The sequence below is a fragment of the Armatimonadota bacterium genome (assembly GCA_029907255.1).
Classification (GTDB): domain Bacteria; phylum Armatimonadota; class UBA5829; order DTJY01; family DTJY01; genus JAIMAU01.
On sequence record JARYMF010000001.1, the window covers coordinates 49,811 to 68,780 of the forward strand.

Annotated in this window: 13 protein-coding genes; 11 read left to right on the forward strand and 2 right to left on the reverse strand. The window is 46.7% G+C overall.

What is annotated here, in order from left to right; genetic code table 11:
• The first annotated feature begins 20 nt into the window (after positions 1–20).
• From QHH26_00245 to QHH26_00275, 7 genes are all read left to right on the forward strand, one after another.
• Positions 21–1,085 carry a uroporphyrinogen decarboxylase family protein gene (locus QHH26_00245; GenBank protein ID MDH7480384.1) on the forward strand — a complete coding sequence of 355 codons (1,065 nt, stop codon included), beginning with the start codon at positions 21–23 and terminating at the stop codon, positions 1,083–1,085.
• A 3-nt stretch (positions 1,086–1,088) separates the two neighbouring features.
• Entirely contained in the window at positions 1,089–1,556 is a 468-nt protein-coding gene (locus tag QHH26_00250; protein ID MDH7480385.1) for a YbaK/EbsC family protein, read from the forward strand.
• Between the two features lie 242 nt (positions 1,557–1,798).
• Entirely contained in the window at positions 1,799–4,771 is a 2,973-nt protein-coding gene (locus QHH26_00255; protein ID MDH7480386.1) for an N-acetylmuramoyl-L-alanine amidase, read from the forward strand.
• 290 nt (positions 4,772–5,061) lie between these two features.
• The gene (locus QHH26_00260; protein ID MDH7480387.1) at positions 5,062–8,733 is read left to right on the forward strand and encodes an N-acetylmuramoyl-L-alanine amidase; all 3,672 of its coding nucleotides are present in this window, start codon (positions 5,062–5,064) and stop codon (positions 8,731–8,733) included.
• 66 nt (positions 8,734–8,799) lie between these two features.
• A complete protein-coding gene (locus tag QHH26_00265) occupies positions 8,800–9,804 on the forward strand; it encodes a uroporphyrinogen decarboxylase family protein (protein ID MDH7480388.1) in 1,005 nt (334 codons plus the stop codon).
• Entirely contained in the window at positions 9,804–10,796 is a 993-nt protein-coding gene (locus QHH26_00270) for a uroporphyrinogen decarboxylase family protein (protein ID MDH7480389.1), read from the forward strand. The genes QHH26_00265 and QHH26_00270 overlap by 1 nt, the downstream gene beginning before the upstream one ends.
• A gap of 163 nt (positions 10,797–10,959) precedes the next feature.
• Complete coding sequence (locus QHH26_00275) at positions 10,960–13,194, forward strand: hypothetical protein (GenBank protein ID MDH7480390.1); 2,235 nt, start codon at positions 10,960–10,962, stop codon at positions 13,192–13,194.
• A gap of 3 nt (positions 13,195–13,197) precedes the next feature.
• Here the strand turns inward: QHH26_00275 and cysK are convergent, their stop codons facing one another.
• Together cysK and QHH26_00285 are read right to left on the reverse strand one after the other, a co-directional pair.
• Entirely contained in the window at positions 13,198–14,124 is a 927-nt protein-coding gene (gene cysK / locus QHH26_00280; GenBank protein MDH7480391.1) for a cysteine synthase A, read from the reverse strand.
• A gap of 110 nt (positions 14,125–14,234) precedes the next feature.
• A complete protein-coding gene (locus QHH26_00285; GenBank protein MDH7480392.1) occupies positions 14,235–15,518 on the reverse strand; it encodes a DUF1015 domain-containing protein in 1,284 nt (427 codons plus the stop codon).
• Positions 15,519–15,836: 318 nt separating this feature from the next.
• Here QHH26_00285 and QHH26_00290 point away from each other — a divergent pair, with 318 nt between their 5' ends.
• From QHH26_00290 to QHH26_00305, 4 genes are all read left to right on the forward strand, one after another.
• Positions 15,837–16,889, forward strand: coding sequence for a Gfo/Idh/MocA family oxidoreductase (locus QHH26_00290; protein ID MDH7480393.1), 1,053 nt, complete (start codon positions 15,837–15,839; stop codon positions 16,887–16,889).
• An 18-nt stretch (positions 16,890–16,907) separates the two neighbouring features.
• The gene (locus tag QHH26_00295) at positions 16,908–17,702 is read left to right on the forward strand and encodes a creatininase family protein (protein ID MDH7480394.1); all 795 of its coding nucleotides are present in this window, start codon (positions 16,908–16,910) and stop codon (positions 17,700–17,702) included.
• 231 nt (positions 17,703–17,933) lie between these two features.
• Positions 17,934–18,146 carry a helix-turn-helix domain-containing protein gene (locus QHH26_00300; protein ID MDH7480395.1) on the forward strand — a complete coding sequence of 71 codons (213 nt, stop codon included), beginning with the start codon at positions 17,934–17,936 and terminating at the stop codon, positions 18,144–18,146.
• Complete coding sequence (locus QHH26_00305; GenBank protein ID MDH7480396.1) at positions 18,139–18,969, forward strand: ABC transporter permease; 831 nt, start codon at positions 18,139–18,141, stop codon at positions 18,967–18,969. The genes QHH26_00300 and QHH26_00305 overlap by 8 nt, the downstream gene beginning before the upstream one ends.
• The last annotated feature ends 1 nt before the right edge of the window (position 18,970 follow it).

Here is an 18,970-nt window from a genome sequence, read left to right on the forward strand (position 1 = left end):
AAGCGAAATAGGATATGACCATGACAAATCGAGAACGAATGCTTGCTATCGTTCAAGGACGGATGCCAGACCGCGTGCCGTTCGTCCAGTATGACGGAATTGCTGCTCCCAACGAAGAGGTATGGGCGCTGGTCGGTCGAGAGAACATGGGAATACTTAGGTGGAGCAGTGTTCATTCTGCCTTTGCGCCAAATTGTCGCTTTGAAACCGAAAAGATTTGCATTGACGGAGTTCCCGGAGTTCGCACGTTCCTTATAACCCCCAAGGGAATGCTTTTTCAAGAGAAACTCATCGAACCTGTTTATGGCACGGGAGCGACGAAAAGGCACTTTATCCAAAAGAAGGACGATTACCTAATCCTCATGGCTTACCTTAAGGACCTGAAAGTAACTGAAAACTTCGACCGATTTTATTTTGATGACAGAGAGCTTGGTGACGACGGACTGCCGCATGTTTCACTCGGTCGTACGCCATTCCAAAGATTGTGGATAGAATGGGTGTCGCTGGAAGACCTCTGCATTCATATTGCAGACTATCCAGACTTGATAGCCGAAGTAATTTCGCTAATTGGCAGGCATTTGCGTGCTATATTCGAAATCGTGCGTCGAGCTCCAATGCCCTATGTTGTGTTTGGCGATAACATTACTGCGCCTGTAATCGGCGAACAATACTTCCGCGAGTATTGTGTGCCTTATTACCGTGAACTATCTGAAATGCTTTCAGATAGGAATATTCCTGTTTACGTTCACATGGATGGCGATTTAAAGCCATTATGGGATGCAATTGGAGAGTCGGATATTTTAGGCATTGATTCTATGTCGCCACCGCCAGATAACGATACAAGTGTTGCTCAAGCTGTTGCAATGTGGCCCAAGATGCGTTTGGGTGTAAACTTCCCGTCATCGGTTCACCTGGCGTCGTCTGAAACGATTCGTGCGACAGCGGAAAGAATTCTCGAAGAGGGAGGGCGCACTGGAAGGCTTCAAATCCAAATATCGGAAAACGTTCCTCCGGGCGTTTGGCGGAAGAGCTATTCGGTAATCGTCGACGTAATTCGCAATTATGGCTACTTTGAGGAAAGATGATTCTTGAAAAAAATAATTAAAAAACTTAAAGCGGAGGGTGTGCGCTTTAGAATCCATGAGCATGAACCTGTTTTAACAATGCAAGATGTTTTAGATAAACTGCCTTTTTCGAAAGATAGACTCTTAAAAACCCTTGTATTCAAAGTTAAAGGTTCAGGTTGGATATTTGCGGTTGTAAGAGCGAAAGATATGGTGGATTATCGTGCCCTAAGCCAGATTCTTGGTATCCCAAGGTCGGATATCAAATTTCCCACAATAGACAATATCAAGACACAGCTTGGGTTGCAGGTTGGTGGTATTTGCCCCGTGCCCGTTCGCGATGATATTCTAGTTGTCTTTGATAAGCACATTCTCGGTATGGATACCGTTTATTGTGGAGCTGGTCAAAACGACTGCACTCTTGAAATAAAGGCTGATGACATAGTCCGTGTTTGCAATGCGAGAATCGGCTGCATAAGCAAACATACCTGAGTGCCAAAAGTTTGCGGTCACTTGGTTTATGGTTGACTAACATTACCCTCTGCACAAAAACCGCATGGTATTTTTTAAAAGAAATGCTCGTGGCAAAAATTAGCCGTTGACATCCTTATTACCTTGTGCTAACATAAGGTAAATAGTATCGCTCACTAGAGCGGTCGTTCCCCTGCATCCGGGATCCCATGGCCACCAACGATCGCTAGTAGTAGAGTGCAATTTTTCATGGGAGGGATGCAATGAAAGATTCACATCTTTCACCCCAAGTAGTTTTGTTCCTCGTAGTTTTGGGTTGCTTTTGCATTGTAGCAAGCACCTACGCTGGACCTGTGGCCTATATTGACGCCTCTGGGACTATCACTGTTCTCAATCACCCAAGGGCTGTAGATGTGGTCTCGGCACTGTCTCTCTTATCGTCACCGCCTCCGGGTACTCAAGCTGCATTGGGTATTACCTCTGCAATACCTCCAGGCACGAAGTTGCTTAGCCTCACCTTTGAGGGCGATAGGGCGGTTGTTGACTTTTCCAAACGATTAATGTCGCAGGGAGCTGGTGAGGCGCGACTTGCGGCAATTTTCGACCAGGTAAAGTGGACGTTGCGTTGCTACGGCATTGATGGCGACGTCTCAATCCTAGCTGAGGGTGTGCCTTTTGCGGAATACGCAGAGCCTGCGCCAGTAATTGAACCGAGAAGCGATGTTAAGCTTAATACTCTCTCGGGACGCAGTGTCACGTTGTCTCCAGGTCATGGATTGGTGTGGACTGGGTCAAGTTGGGGATTCCAGCGCAGTCCAACTTGCAGCGGCCAGCTTTCGCGTGAGGATGACCACAATATTGAAATCTGCCAGTATATTAAAACCTACCTTGAGCAAGACGGTATGACTGTCAAAGTGCCAAGGTGCTTGGACAAAAACTATGGGACATGTCCATTGGTGAGCTACCCTTGGTGGCAAATGGCTTCCGTATATTGGCTTTGGCACAAAGGGTATCCTTGCACTGTTTGGGGAAGCACCACCGACTGTACGCCAGGTTCAGGCGCTGACGAATGGAATGACGACATCCGTGCTCGCCCATTAGCATCGGACTACGACAACACGGACATATACATTTCAATCCATACCAATGCCTACCAGGGCGATTGCTATGGCACTTCTTGCCCTACCGGTTCCGATATGTATTATGATTGTAGCTCGGAACATGCGGCGTGGTGTACGGTGAGCCAGAACCTGGCAAATGCAATAAACAATGCGCTTATTGACGCCATTCGGAACAAAATGCCGGATAGCGATTGGAACAATCGTGGCGTGCATGATTCAAATGGCGCCTACGGTGAAATTCGAATTCCCGATAGAGCCGCTTGTCTGCTAGAACTCGGATTCCACGACACCTGCGATCATGACGTTCAGCATTTAAAGGATAACTTCTTCCGCTCAGTAGCGGCATGGGGAATCTACAAGGGTGTTTGCGATTATTTTGGCCAGACACCTACATGGGATTTCTATTCGGATGAGTTAGTAAGCCACAACATTCCGTCGTCTCTACTTCCGGGCGAGCGTGCCAATGTGCAAATCGTGTTCCGAAATAGAGGAGTGCTATGGAACCAGGCAAGGGGATTCAAGCTTGGAGCTGTGGGAGATTCTGATCCTTTCACGACCACCATTCGCTACGATGTTACAAGCGAAGTAGCGCCAGGTGATACATATACCTTCAACTTAACTCTCACTGCTCCCTCAACCACTGGCACCTATACGACGGATTGGCGAATGTTGCGAGAAGGTTATCAGTGGTTTGGTGCAACATGTCAGCAGCAAATCACCGTGTCTGGTACTCCTGATACAACTCCGCCCAGCGTCCCAACCAACCTATCAGCTTGGCCGCCAAGTCAGACACAGGTAAATCTAGCTTGGTCAGCCTCGACAGATAATAGGGCGGTTGCAGGATACAAGGTCTATCGGAATGGATCGCAAATCGCAACAACTGAAAGCACCTCATATTCCGACACCACTTGCTCGGCAAACACCACCTATACCTATCAGGTATCGGCTTTCGATACGTCGGGGAATGAATCTGCCAGGTGTACAGGGGTAGTAGTAACCACTCCTCCAAGCTATCAAGTGATTTTGGATGAGGAGTCTTGCACTTGGTATGGTTCGTGGACTAGCGCCACTGCGACTGCGCCAGCGGCGTATAATGGCGACTACAAATATACCACCTCGTCGGCTAGTAGTGAGACTGCTTGGGCAAAGTGGACGCCGAACCTTACCTATGCCGGTACGTATGAGGTTTATGTCTACTATAGGTCTGGTACCAACCGCACGACTAAAGCACCTTACACCGTCTATTTCAAGACTGGATCAACAACCATTCAGGTTAACCAGACAATTAATGGCGGCCAGTGGAACATAATAGCAACGAAGCCTTTCAATAGCGGTACCGGCGGTTATGTAAAGCTAAGCAACTACACTGGCGAAAGCGGTCTGGCAGTGATTGCCGATGCAGTCCGCTGGAATTACCTGACCTATCTGGATTCGCAGGCTCCAAGCACGCCCACTAACCTTCAGGGGACAGCAATTTCGGGCAACCAGGTGAATCTCACATGGACTGGTTCCACAGACAATATTGGCGTAGCTGGCTATAAAATCTACAGAAACAGCTCGCAAATTGGCACGAGCGCTACCACTAGCTACTCCGATACAACTTGCTCGTCCAACACGACGTACACGTATCAGGTGAGCGCGTACGATGAGGCCGGCAACGAGTCAGGTCTAAGCAACCAGGTGGTGGTGACCACACCAGCGAGGACTGAGTACATCATAGACGAGGAGGCGGCCACCTATCAAGGTTCGTGGGTAACTGCAACCTGTGATACTTCATACGCTTATAATGGTGACTATCGTTACTACAGCACAGCCACGAGTGAAACGGCATGGGCCAAGTGGACGCCGAATCTTGAAGCCGCTGGCTACTACAATGTCTACTGCATGTACCGCTCTGGTTCAAACCGCTCGACCAAAGCTCCATATACTGTGTATTGGAATGGCGGATCGCAGACAGTTCAAGTCAATCAAACTGTCAATGGCGGTACTTGGGTCACCTTGGTTACCAACAAGCCGTTTGCGGCTGGTACTTCAGGTTACGTGAAACTTGGCAACGGCACGGCAGAGAGCTCGAAGGTAGTGATCGCCGATGCTGTAAAGTTCAATAAACAATAAAGGCGCAAGTAAACCCCCGTTGGCGCGCTAGCAATGGCACCTGGAGCTCTATTGGTGAGCTCCAGGTGCGTTTTATTTTTGCGAAGTATAACTTAACGGTTGCACAACTGGTAATTATACTGGTACACTCCTTGCCATGAAGGTGATATAATACTTTCAAACATTAATTTGACCTTTATTTTAGCGGCTATCAGGCATTTTATAGTTAATGAAAGCAGCTAACTTTAAGAAATTTTATTGGTTGGTGGGCAAGAAAGCAAGTTTAAAGTTTTAAGGGAGGGGTTGCTAGAATGGGCGCTCATTTCCGTCACTTTTTAATCCTTTTTTCTGCTCTTGTCTTTCTCCTAAGCATAGAGCTTTGTGTGTATCCATCAGCTGTTGTGTTTTACCTCGATGATCTGGGTGGTTTGAAGGCGGTGATGCATCCGGACGTCTCGGACCCAGTTTCTGCGGTTGCCGCATTAGCACAGCCAATTGTGGATCCAGATACCGGAAAGCAGTTATCCTCAGCCATCCCACAAGGAACTAAGGTTCTTGACCTGCGAGTAGAAGGCGAAACTACTATTGTAGATTTTTCGAAAGAGGTAACAGCTGGGATTACGGAGGAAAAGCTTGGGATAATTTTTAAGCAAGTAAACCTCACTCTAAGGCAGTTTAGCCTCGATAAAGATGTCAAAATTATGGCCGAGGGGAAGCTGCTATCCGATTATCTGCCGCCAACACCTATAATTACGCCTCGTTCGAAAGAAGCGACTCCTTCCTCTGCACCTGGTATTCCTCCACTTGTCGGCGGTCTTGCAGGGAAAAGTATCACAATTTCTCCTGGACACGGCATCTATTGGAATGGTAGTGGCTGGTATACGCAGCGCCCCGTTTATTGTTCGCCGCTGAACGAGGAGGACTTCCACAACCTGGAAATGTGCCAGTACCTTGAGAAGTACCTTCTCAATGATGGAGCTACTGTTCGAATGGTCCGCTGTACTAATAAGAACTATGGTAACCATCCTACTACTGGCAAGCCTTGGTGGCAGATGGCGGCTTGTTATTGGCTTCAGCATATTGGATATCCTTGTAGCGTATATGGAAGCTACTCTGGTTGCACCTTGGGAAGCGGGTCGAGCGAATCCAGCGATGATATCCGCTCCAGACCGCTTGCCTCGGATTACGACAATAGCGATATTTATGTGTCGCTGCATACTAATGGTTATGCTGGGGATTGTTATTCAGGCTGTCCGACAGGCACAGAGACCTATTATGATGCGAGTACTGAGCATGCCCCTTGGGGTGCAGTCAGCCAGACTCTCGCTACCTACATCAACAACAACATAATGAGTGCCATCCAACAGAATGTTGATAGCCAGTGGACCTGTCACGGTGCTTGTGTAAAGAATTCGAACGGTGCATATGGAGAAATTCGCATCCCAGACCGGGCAGCGACTCTTACTGAATTAGCTTTTCATGATACGTGTAATTACGATGCTGTTTATTTGAGAGACAATTTCTTCCGGTCCGCGGCAATGTGGGGCATGTATAAGGGTATCTGCCAATACTTTGGGACAAACCCCACGTGGGATTTTTATTCCTGCGAACTTGTCAGCGAGGACATTCCAACGACCATGGAGGCCGGCCGTCAGTATACAGTGCATATTACTTTCCGAAATAAGGGAGTCTTGTGGACCGAAGCCCGCCAAATTAGATTAGGTGCAGTTGGAGACTCTGATCCATTTACCACCCAGACGAGACACATCATATCTGGCGAAGTTGGCCCAAATGAAACTTATACGTTCACATTTGTACTAACAGCCCCCAATTCTGGCAACACCTACCTCACCGATTGGCGAATGGTGCGCGATGGCTACACTTGGTTTGGTCCAACAGTTAGCAAACAAGTATTAGTAATTGGCGAGCCCGATACCCAGCCGCCCAGTGTCCCAGCCAATCTAGTTGCCGAAGCAGTAAGCACAAGCCAAATTGAGCTGACATGGTCTGCTTCAACCGATAATGTAGGTGTCACTGGTTATAAGGTTTTCAGGAATAGTTTGCAAATCACCACGACTACACAGACTTCATATACAGATACTGGACTTGCAGGCAACACAACATATACCTATACAGTTTCGGCTTATGACGCAATCGGAAATGAGTCTGCTCAAAGTGCTCCATCTGCTGCTATAACCCATGTAGTCGTATTCCAGGACGGCTTCCCTAATCTAAATGCATGGGGTCCGGACGTCGTTGCAGATGGTTCAACAAGAGGAGTAAGCTTGTACACCGATGAGCACCATGGTACATATTCTGGTTCAGGTGCGGCATTAACGCAACCAGGCTCGAATTCCAATCAGGGCTGTCTGAGCTACCGAGCATTACAAGATACTTTTTCCTGCGGTGCATTTGACTGTTGGTTCTATGACCTTGGAGGTACGGACAACAGCAATCAGGGTATTCACGTGCGAGGGTACAACGGAAACACAATAGTGTTTTCAGCATACTTAGGAACATATCCCAACTCACCGGGGAGTTCTACGAAGTATTCTGGAGGGGTTTTCGATGGCACCTCTTGGTCATGGGCACCGCAGCTAGCTTCGAGGTCGATTGCTTGGCGTAATCTTAAAATTGTTGTTGGACCAACCCAAATCAAATACTATATTGATGGAGTGAAAAAGGGTAGCCTGCCCAGGCCTGCAAATGCGGACACCTTTGGCTTTACGCGGGTCAACATTGGCCGTGAGTATAATGTGGTAACCGAAAGCCTTTTCGACGATGCTCAATTCACAGCCAGCCCTCCGTTGGCGCCCATTCCTGGGACGCCAGTCGCACTCTCAACATCGAGCATTCGGTGGAACTTTACCGATGTCTCGAATAATGAATCCGGTTTCAGATTGCATGACGCTAGCCACGCGGTTAAGGGCACTGCAGGCAGAAATGCCTCATATATAGACGAAACTGGCCTTGCGCCAAATACGCTATACACACGGCATTTCCATGCGAGAAATGGCTCAGTCGAGGGCCCTGGCACATCAACTGTATATACGTATACCTTGTCAATTCCACCTTCGACAAGCAACGTAATTTGCGACAAAGCAACGAATACATGGTACTCTACGCCAAGTTTTACCTTTACCGCGGTTGGAGGCTTTGGCGCTGGCAAAGTTCAGTATTACCGCTATGCTTGGAATAAAAACAGCACGCATACTTGGACGGGTGTTGAGCCACAATGGAATTATGGTGATTTGACGCTAACAGCGTCTGAACCAGGTAGCTGGTATCTGCATATCAAAGGTTATAACGGTGCGAACGTCGAGAATGGCACTCTTGATCTCGGCCCATTCAAATATGCTCCGACGGTATCTACGATTTCCGATGCAAAAGCGCTTCCAAATGATACACCGGTCTCACTTGCGAACAAGGTGGTGACAGGAAACTTCGGATCGTTCTTCTACATCCAAGAGAACGGGACGCCGAGAAGCGACCAATCGGCTGGCATCCGTGTGGATGGTTCAGGTCCAGCGGTCGGAACGCTGGTTACGGTATCGGGGGTAATTAGGCTTCAGGATGGTGAGCGCAGAATTGCCGAAGCGAATGTGATTCCGGGTTCTGCCGGAATAGTACCCGATGCGCCGTTTATGGTTAACCGTTGCGTTGGCGGCGGTTCGCTGAATACATGGACCCCAGGTCTGCCCGGTCGTTGGGATATCCACAACGTTGGCTTGCTAATCAAAACCTCCGGCATAATCTCGTTTGTGGGTTCAGGGTTTGTCTACATTAATGATGGCTCAGTACAAAACGACGGCACCGGCCACTCGGGTCTTAGAGTGGAAACAACAAACTTAACTGGTCCGTTCAACTATGGCGACTACATGATAATTCGCGGTATAAGCTCCACAATGGTGGACGGAGGCGTTTTGATACCTGTTGTTAGGCCAAGAAACGACGGAGACAAGACAATCTATTCACTACCCTAAATTGCTTCTAAGGCCCTTGACAGACTCTTCCCTGGGCGTTATGCTGGATGCGAGGTTCCAAACGACATGACGCCCAGGGAACGAGTCATCCGCTCAATTGAGTTCTGTGAAACTGATATTATCCCCTATCATGTCACCTTTACCGCTGGTGCCCGAAGAAAGCTAGCTGAATTTTACAGTGATTCCGAATTCGAGGCGCGATTAGGAAATCATTTGGCTATGATCTCGCATGACGGCTTATGGCCACGAGAGGAGGTCAAGCCAGGCTACTTCAAAGACAGGTGGGGAGTAATTTGGAACCGAACAATAGATAAAGATATTGGTTGTGTTGACAACCAAGTGCTCTCAGAACCTTCACTGCGTGGCTGGCAGCCTCCTGACCCAGTCTACCCACTTCTTGCTGAAACCTATCCAACTTTTATTGAAGCCAATGCGGACAAGTTTCGTGTTGCCAGCATAGGGTTTTCACTCTTTGAAAGGGCATGGACTCTTCGGGGGTTCGAACAGTTGCTTGTAGATATGATTGAATTACCCCAGTTTGTTCATGAGCTTCTCGATAAAATTACAGAGTTTAATTTGGCGCAGATTGACTTTGCTCTCAAGCACGACATTGACTGTGTTCGGTTTGGTGACGATTGGGGGAGCCAGAATGGACTTATCATGGGCCCAGCATTGTGGCGAGAGTTCATCAAACCACGGATTGCAAAAATGTACAAGCGAGTTCGAGATGCTGGCAAATACGTTATGATTCACTGTTGCGGCGATGTTAAAGCTATCCTTCCAGATTTAATTGAATGTGGTTTGAATATTTTTAACCCTTTTCAGCCGGAAGTGATGGATATATTTGAGACCAAGAAGCGATATTATGGGCAACTTTCGTTTTTCGGCGGCATAAGCGTCCAACGCCTCCTCCCGCTTGGGACGCCTGATGAGATTCGGCGTGAGACTCGGCGACTGCTTGACGTGCTCGGTAAAGGCGGGGGATACATCGCTTCACCGTCGCATGACATTCCTGTGGATGTTCCTGCAGAAAACATGGCAGCAATGATAGACGTACTCCGAGGGCAGTGATGACAAATAGAGAAAGATTTCGACGAGTAATGAACTTCGAGCCGGTTGATAGACTGCCGATTTTTGAATGGGCGCCTTGGTGGAACAAAACAATAGAGCGTTGGTATGAAGAAGGGCTTCCACGCGATTTGAAAGATGGTTTTGCAATTAGAAGCTACTTCGGTCAGGATGCACACCGACAATATTGGATTTCGCCTCGAAAACCTAGTTGCCCACATCCACCAGGTCATGGGCTAGGAATAATCGTCGACAGAAAAGATTATCTTGCGATTAAAGAACATCTCTATCCCGACCCAGCTCTCGACGTGGCGACAGTTGAAGCATGGGCAGAAGAGCAGGCACGCGGCGAAACGATTGTATGGATTTCACTTGATGGATTTTTTTGGTTTCCTCGGACACTTTTGGGTATTGAAAGGCATCTATTTGCCTTTTATGACCAACCCGAACTAATAAAAGAAATAAACGAGGACCTACTTGCTTTTCATTTGCGCACTATTGAGCAATTTTGCAAAATCTGCATTCCGGACTTCATGACCTTTGCTGAGGATATGTCATATAATCATGGGCCAATGCTTTCGAAGGCGCAGTTTGACGAGTTTCTTGCTCCATATTACCAACAAATTACTCCACAACTCCACAAGATGGGCATAATTCCATTCGTTGATACGGACGGCGATGTAACCAAACCTGTGGGTTGGTATGAGGAAGTAGGCATAGTGGGCTTCCTTCCTCTTGAGCGAATGGCTGGCGTTGATGTGAACGCTCTACGCAAAGACCACCCAAATCTCAGAATGATTGGCGCTTTTGATAAGACCGTGATGCACCTGGGTGAGGAACGCATAAGACAAGAATTTGAACGCCTGCTGCCGGTGATGCGCCAGGGTGGTTTTGTGCCATCGGTTGACCACCAAACGCCACCTGAAGTATCGCTCGAGGATTACAACCTCTGGATGCGACTCCTTCGCGAATATTGCGAAAAAGCTGCTCGATAAGCCCTCAAAAACTCACCCCTTAAAAAATAAGGTATTGACAAATTAATTGTTTCTGCCTATAATTAATAGCAGACAATAGCTTATAATATAAAGCCAGCATTATTTTCACGGTTCACTTATAAAAGTATTTTATAGAGTTAAGTGTGGAGAAAGGAGCAAAAACGTGCGGTCAAAACTTTGTCTAGTTTCATTTCTTTTCCTAATCGCTAGTATTGGTATGCCCTTAAATGCTACCGAGGGCGTTCCAAATCAAATAAGCTATCAGGGAAAGCTAGTAAGTCCGCTAGGTGTCCCTGTTCCTGATGGAACTTACCAAGTGCAATTTAAACTTTATACCTCCGAAGATGGTACTACTCCCGTTTGGACATCCGCTACTTCTAACGTCAATACAACCGGCGGCTTTTTTACCACAAGAATTGATGATGTGCCGATAGAGGTATTTTCGAATCCAGATGTGTGGCTAGAGGTAATTATTGAGGGAAAGGCACTCTTACCACGGGTTAAACTTAGCTCAGTGCCATACGCCATTCGTTCTGCCGAGATTGCTCTGCCTTTTTCTGGAGTTGCCAATAGTGATAAGCCTGCGTTTACGGTGACAAACACAGGAGCAGGCGGAGCTATCAAGGCAGTGGCGGCAGGCGATGCAATTGCAGGCGAATTTGTTGGAAGGGTGCAAATAAGCAAGAATACAGAGGGGTCGCCAGCGTTTGAAGTTGATGGCGTTGCTACCTTTGGCAAACTTGTTACATTTAACGAAGATGTTACTGTTGCGCCAGGCAAGAAAGTAGATGGTGTTGATATTTCAGAGCATGACCACTCTGGACCTGGTCAGGGAGGTCTTTTGCGTTGGGATAAGGTTGGCAATCAGCGTCGCCTTCGCGTTGAAAGATATTTCACAGTTGATGCCATAGGTGAGACCGTTGAGTGGACTCACATTACAAATGGTGTTATTGGTTTTCTATTTGAGACAGGTTATGGTTCAACCTGGGCAAATAGTCATAACCAAGTAACAATCCGTCGCATTCCAGTTATCGCTCTCGGTTTGGACTATGCACACCCGGATAACTCTCAGGCTAATTCTCCTTTTACGCCATATCATGGAAGATATGGATCAAGATGTTGGTCATGTCTTACGGAATTAGGCTTTAGGAATGGGAATGGTATAGAAATTGACCCTGACTCGCTTTCACCTTTGGATGATAAGCTAGTTCTCTATTTCAGCCGGTGGGTTGGCTGTGGCGGGGCTGATGGCACCCAGAATGATGCCCAGTTTGTTTGTAGTGAAAATAAGACTGCAGCCATTTACCTTGCCGACTCAGAAGGACATCCAATTTTTCGAAATGATAGCGGCGTTAATGAAAATATTAGCGAGGCATGTGATCTACGACCGCTTGGCCAGAGGGGGCTCGTAGGCAAAGTAATTCAATATGATGGTCCGAAAGAGCAAAATGCTATTCGGGGTGATTCTCTGCGGTTGTATTTCTATATTAAGGGACCTGTTACCGGCTCGCCAGTGCTTAGTGTATGGGTTTTTCCTTCGTGCAGGTACAACAAATACCCAGGATATCATTTTGCCAGATACCGCCGCTCAGATAGATTAGTGTATACCCATCAAGGTCCGCGTTTGGGTGATGGTCCTAGTTTTCAGGGTGATGCATGGAATTATATTGACCTGGATTCAATAGTTTTAACCCCAGGGACAAACTTGATAGTACTAGACGGAAGCTTAATGTCTAATAGTAGCAAGTTTTCCATAGGTGTTGATACTTCCGTTAGAACCACTCAGCGTAATAAAGCTTATTTACTATATCAAAGCTGTGCCAACTATTGGCGGGTGATACGTACAAAGTACACTTTCTATCGAGATTACGATAAGATAGACATGGAGCCATCTGTTCCTCCGGATTATGCAGTTTGTGGAAATGGGCCAGCCGCATTGGCGTCGTTTGAATACAACTTCGGAATGATCAAAAACTTTTTCCGTGAAATGCCATTTGAGTATTCGCCTTGTGGATCAAATAACGAGTTTCCACGTCTATCATATAAACACTATGCTCCCAACAGGGTAAACTACCTGGGAACAGAGTGGATACCCACAGTTCTACCTTATAATTTTCCGTTGCTTGTTTGGGATGAAAACGACCAAGCTCACATAGATTTCTATAGGCAGGAGGATCCAACGAAAGCTTTCAAAATAACGTTACAACGCAATGGTTCAACTAAACCCATTCAACTGATGGTAGGAAGATTCGGCGACCCGCCGTATTGGTATAGGGACAATGATATGCCTCAATATGATTTCAATGACTGGATTTTTCATGTATGCGGGTCAGTTCGAGCAGGCGAGCCAATGCCAATTATAACACTTGATGTCTCCAGCTTGATAGGCAGTTTCTAGTAGCTAGGTTGTAAACATTGCGGTGCTAAGGTATCTTTCTCCTGTGTCGGGAAGGATGACGACTATCATTTTGCCCTTGTTTTCCTTGCGATGGGCAACTTGTGTCGCAGCCCATGTTGCTGCGCCTGATGAAATGCCTGCCAGGATGCCTTCCTCGCGGGCTAGCCGCCTGCCTGTTTCCATCGCGTCCTCGTCTTTGACCTGAATTATCTCGTCAATCAAATCAGTCCTTAGGACGTCTGGCACAAAGCCAGCGCCTATGCCTTGAATTTTGTGAGGGCCAGGCTGACCGCCAGAGAGCACGGGCGAGCTTGCTGGCTCCACTGCAATTGCTTTGAATTCGGGCTTTAGCGGCTTGATGTATTCGCTCACCCCTGTAATTGTTCCGCCCGTCCCCACGCCCGCGACTAGAATGTCAACCTTACCATCTGTATCGTTCCAAATCTCAGGCCCTGTTGTTTCTCGATGTATCTTGGGGTTAGCAGGATTTTTAAACTGCATTGGAATGAAAGAGTTCGGAATCTCCTTGGCTAATTCTTCTGCTTTGCGGATTGCACCCTTCATTCCTTCACTTCCCGGCGTCAAGATTAGCTCGGCTCCAAATACCTTAAGCAGTTTTTGTCGCTCTATGCTCATTGTTTCAGGCATGGTAAGTATCAGCTTATATCCAAGGGTAGCCGCAGTGAATGCAAGCGCAATGCCTGTGTTGCCGCTTGTCGGTTCGATGATTACGGTATCTTTCGTGATTAAGCCCTTTTCAATGGCATCGCGAATCATGCTGACGCCAATTCTGTCTTTAACACTTCCTGCTGGGTTGAACGACTCAAGCTTTGCCACAACCTCGGCATAAGCCCCACGGGTAATCTTGTTCAACCTAACCAGAGGTGTTTTTCCTATAAGTTCTGTTATATCATTAGCAATTTTGACCATTTTGGTCTCCTTTTCTAAGGGAAGATTATATGCGTAGATTTCTTGTAAATTTGATACTTGCTATAGACGCCTTTCTTCTGTAACTACTCAGTCGTAAAGTAGCTTGAAGCTTACTCCATTACCCTCAATACCATTCCAGTGAGAAGTTTTGGATAGAAGAAAGTTGACTTTTGAGGCATGCGTTCTCCAGTGCTGGCGATTTCTTTAACTTCCTCTACTTTCGTTGGATTTATCAGGAAGAATGCTTGGTACTCGCCATTGTCTACAAGCCGCATTGCGTTAGGAATATCTCTTGTATACGAGACGTTTGTTCCTGCTGCAAATTGTTGATTTCCGATGCCAAGAATCTTTTCAAGTATAAGCGAGTGAAGTATGCTCACATCTAAGCGCTTGAGAGCATCCGAGCCAGATGACTGAATTAACTTTTCGGGGCGTACGTCGGGTTTTATTTGGATAGCATATGAGTTGGCATTTCCAAGGTATAAACCAAATGCAGTTTTATTTTTGCCGATGACGCTAACTGTCTGCTCAAGCTCTTCGGGTGGCGTTTTTGTTACCTCGAAAAGCTCGCTTAGTCGAGACAGGAACGATTCAGGGTTGAAGCCTTTGACATTGCGTACAAGCCTGTGTGTTGGCAGGATAACCAATCCTTTATCCTCCAGCGATACAAGCGTCATCATGATGAACTCATATGGAGCATCTGAGGCGCAGCCGCCGTAGAGCGTTCGCATTTCATTGCGATAAGCAAGCGCTGCTGAGTAACGGTGGTGTCCGTCAGCTATTAGGATTGATTTTTGTGCAAGCGTTTCCGATATTGCCTTGATTGCCTCATGGTCGGAGATGCAATATAAATCGCACTTCACCCCGTCTTTGTCGCGTGCCGAGGCGTCCGGCGGCCGTGCCAGAAATGGCTTAAGGATTTCTCCTATATGTCCATCGGGATGCAAACCAAATACAGAATCAAAATTTGCGCGTGTTGCCCGTATTAGGTTCAAGCGGTCCTCCAGAGGCTTTGTCATGATATTCTCATGTGGCAGGATAGTCTTGCTTTCAAAATCCTCAAGCCGAACTAAGCATGTTATTCCCAAACGTTGTCTTATCTTGCCATCGAGTTCGAATTCTTGTATGCACGCGTAAATGCACGGCTTTTCTTCTTGTATTAGCACTCCTGAATTTAACCAGGATCTTAGTAATTCTGCTGCATGAGAGTAATTATCGGCGCTTGAGTTTTTCCGCGGGAGGATTAATCGCACAATATTGTTTGGGTGTTGCTGCAGGTAAAACTCCTCTTCCTCCGGTGAGATAACATCATAGGGAGGGGTAACAACGGCACTGAGGTCGCCGACCTTTGCTTGATTATAGCGTATTCCGTTGAAAGGCTTAATAAGTGCCATTGAAATCTCCTTCTTGTTTTTCGAGTTATTACCTGCGCTTTTGCAATAACTCCTGTGCTAATTGTTTGAATGAGTTTTTTGCATCTAAAAGGTTAATTAGCAACCTTCTGTGGAAAACCTCGCACGGCCTTTTTCTCAGAGATAAACTATCATAACCGTGGCGCTTGAGTTGTGTCAAGAAAAGGAGAGGCCAAATTTTGCCCAACGGCGAAATATAAAGAGGACGCCGAACTTGCTTTGTGAAATAAATTCTAGTGGGTTGGAGAGCTATTTGCTCTGCGCTCTGGCAATTACTATTTTGCATAGGGGGTTATAAAGTTGAAAGTCAGATGGGGTGTGATTGGGGCTGGAGGCATTGCCCTTCGTAGGACGATACCAGAAGCACTTTCGATGTGTGATACTATGGAATTGGTTTCCGTCATGGATATCGATAAGGAACGGGCTAGGGCGGTGGCAGAAAAATTCAATGTGCCTCATTACTGCAATTCGGAGGAAGAACTGCTAGCACAAGACATAGACGCTGTTTACATCGCTACTCCGCTTGATGTTCATTGCAAGCAGGTTATCCAAGCTGCAGAGGCAGGAAAACATATCCTGTGTGAAAAGCCAATGGCCGCCACCTCCGAAGAGGTAGATATGATGGAGGCAGCCGTGAAAAAAGCTGGCGTGAAATTCATGCTTGGCTTTTGTATGAGAAACAACGTTTACAACCGGAAAGCACGCGAACTTGTACAATCTGGTGCTCTTGGCAGGATGGTAATGGGTCGTGCTCAGTTGACCTGCTGGTATCCGCCCATCCCAGGAGCCTGGCGGCAGGATATCTCGAAAAGCCACGGTGGGTCGCTCATAGATATGGGAACTCATTGCCTCGATTTGCTTGAGTGGATCATGAACGCGAAAATTGTGGAGGTAACAGGTTTCCAAGATTTGCTTGTTCACTCATATCCCACCAAAGTTGAGGATACTTCCACTATTGTTGTTCGATTTAGCAATGGTGCGCACGGTATAGTTGATAATTACTTTAACCTACCAGATGCGGCTGCCCAGAATACTCTCGAACTACATGGCACGAAGGGTTCGATTATTGGGCAGGGAACAATCGGGCAGGACCCGACCGGCAAGATGTTCAGCATCATCCAACCGGAGGAAACCGGATATGATGCCAACCAGGTGAGAAATATTGAAGCCGCAAGGGAAGAGTACCACTTGCAGGGAGTCAGCCTGTATGGGCAAATGATAAATGCCATGAATGAGAGCATAATTGAGGATAAGGAGCCGCCGGTTACTTTGGAAGATGGCAGGCATTCGGTAAAGCTCGTTGAAGCAATCTATAAGGCTGTTAAAGAGAAGCGTGTTATTTCGGTGGGTTGACCCAGTCAGGAGGGCTAAATGACCGGTGCTCGGCTGATGTATAATATGACCGTCAAAGAAATAGCTGAGGGTCTCAAGGAAACGCAGACTGTAATAATCCCCGTGGGAGTTGTTGAGCAACATGGTTATCATTTGCCAACAAGCGTGGACATTCACAACGCTGCAGAGATAGCTCGGCTGACTTCCGAGAAAACTGGTTGTTTTGTAACACCGCCCGTTCATTACAACTTTTCGGGTGGAACTCTTCCAGGGACAATTAACATCAGCCCGCAAGTGTTTTCCCTCCTTCTTATGGACATCCTTCAGAGTTTAGTAATGCAGGGTTTTAAAAACCTTATCATACTCCTTGGCCATGGTGGAACAGAAAGTTGCGCAGCAGCTAGGGATGCCGCCTTGCAGTTTCAGCGGCTTCGCCCAGAAATGTCCGGTGTAAACGTGCTTCTAGTGCCTTTCTGGGAGCTTTCGGAAACTTACTTGTATTACTTTGCCAAAGGTGACTACCATGCAGCCCTCATGGAGACGTCGCTAATGATGTATTGGAAACCCGAACTTGTGAAGATGGACCAAGCGTGTTATGACGATTCAGAAATACTTGAGGTTATGCGCAAAGACCCGGATGCCTACGCACAGAAGCTAAAGAATATTGATGCCCGGTTCGTAGTGCCGAGGGTAGTCCAAGATCCAAGAGTCAAAGTTGGCGTGATGGGAGACTTCACAGGTGCAAGCGCTGAACTTGGCAAAAAAGTTGCTGAGGAATGCGTTTCAGCGTTATCTGCAATCATTCGCGAGGTTGAGCAGATTCAAAAACCGTAGCCTTTGTCAAAGAACTTTGGCTTTAGATAAAGCATGCATTCTTGCCTATATACTCTTTGCAAGGAAATCAAAGGCTGACTAAAACTTCCATATGTCATTTGTGCTAATTTGCTGCTTTAATCCATCAAGATTTGACAACTAATATCAATAACGCTATACTACGGGGTGGTAACCATATTTAGTTTCTGAACCAACAGCTGGTTGCCGCATGCTAGTATCTGTGAGGGCAATATGGCAGACGAATTCCCTGATCTCTACACCATCGAGCAAGCCGCAAATTACCTTAAGGTGAGTCAATCATCTATTCGCTCGTATATTCGCCAGGGAAAGGTTAATGCCTACCGTGTTGCAGGAAAGCGAAAGGTTTTGATTCCTGGCGCGGAGCTGATGAAGTTACTTGTGCCTGTCCGCGAGGAGGCCGATAGGAGGCCAGCGGATGATTAAAGAGCTCGCAGAACTTTGGAAATACCGAGAGCTAGTGTTAAATCTTGTTATACGTGACATACGGGTCAGGTATAAGAACTCAGTTTTAGGATTTTTCTGGTCGCTTGCTAATCCACTCCTCCAGGTAGCGACAATTACCATAGTGTTCAAATTTATAATGAATGTAAAGATTCCAAACTATTCTGCGTATCTGCTCTGTGCCTTTCTGCCGTGGACTTTCTTTCAAATGTCGCTTCTCGATTCGAGCATGTCAGTTTTAATGCATGGTGACTTGGTAAAGAAGACATACTTTCCGCGAGAGGCGCTTCCTGTTTCAATTGTTTTGTCAAATCTAGTGCATTTTATTTTGGCACTTGGCCTTTTCTTCATTTACTTACTAGTGTTGGGGACTCCCATCTTGCTAACCTGGTTACTACTGCCGGTCATTGTGCTCATCCAGCTTATACTAACGCTTGGGATATCCCTGTTTATATCATGCCTGAATGTATTTTATGAAGATATCAAATACATGATGACCGTGCTTCTTACAGTGGTATTTTATGGTACTCCAATCATTTTTCTTGTTGAGCAGATTTACTATTCGGATAGAATACCAGCAGCATACCAGGGGCTTGTGCTGAAGTTTTTCTATCTAAATCCGCTCTCAATGTTAATGATTGCGTATCGAAAGCTTCTTCTACCTCCATTCAACGTTGGTGAAATAAGAGACCTAGGGATGAATTACACATACCTTGGACTTGCGGCGGTAACCTCGCTTTTAATTTTTGTTGCTGGCTATACCTTTTTCAACCGCAAGAAGTGGCTGTTTGCCGAGTTGCTATAAA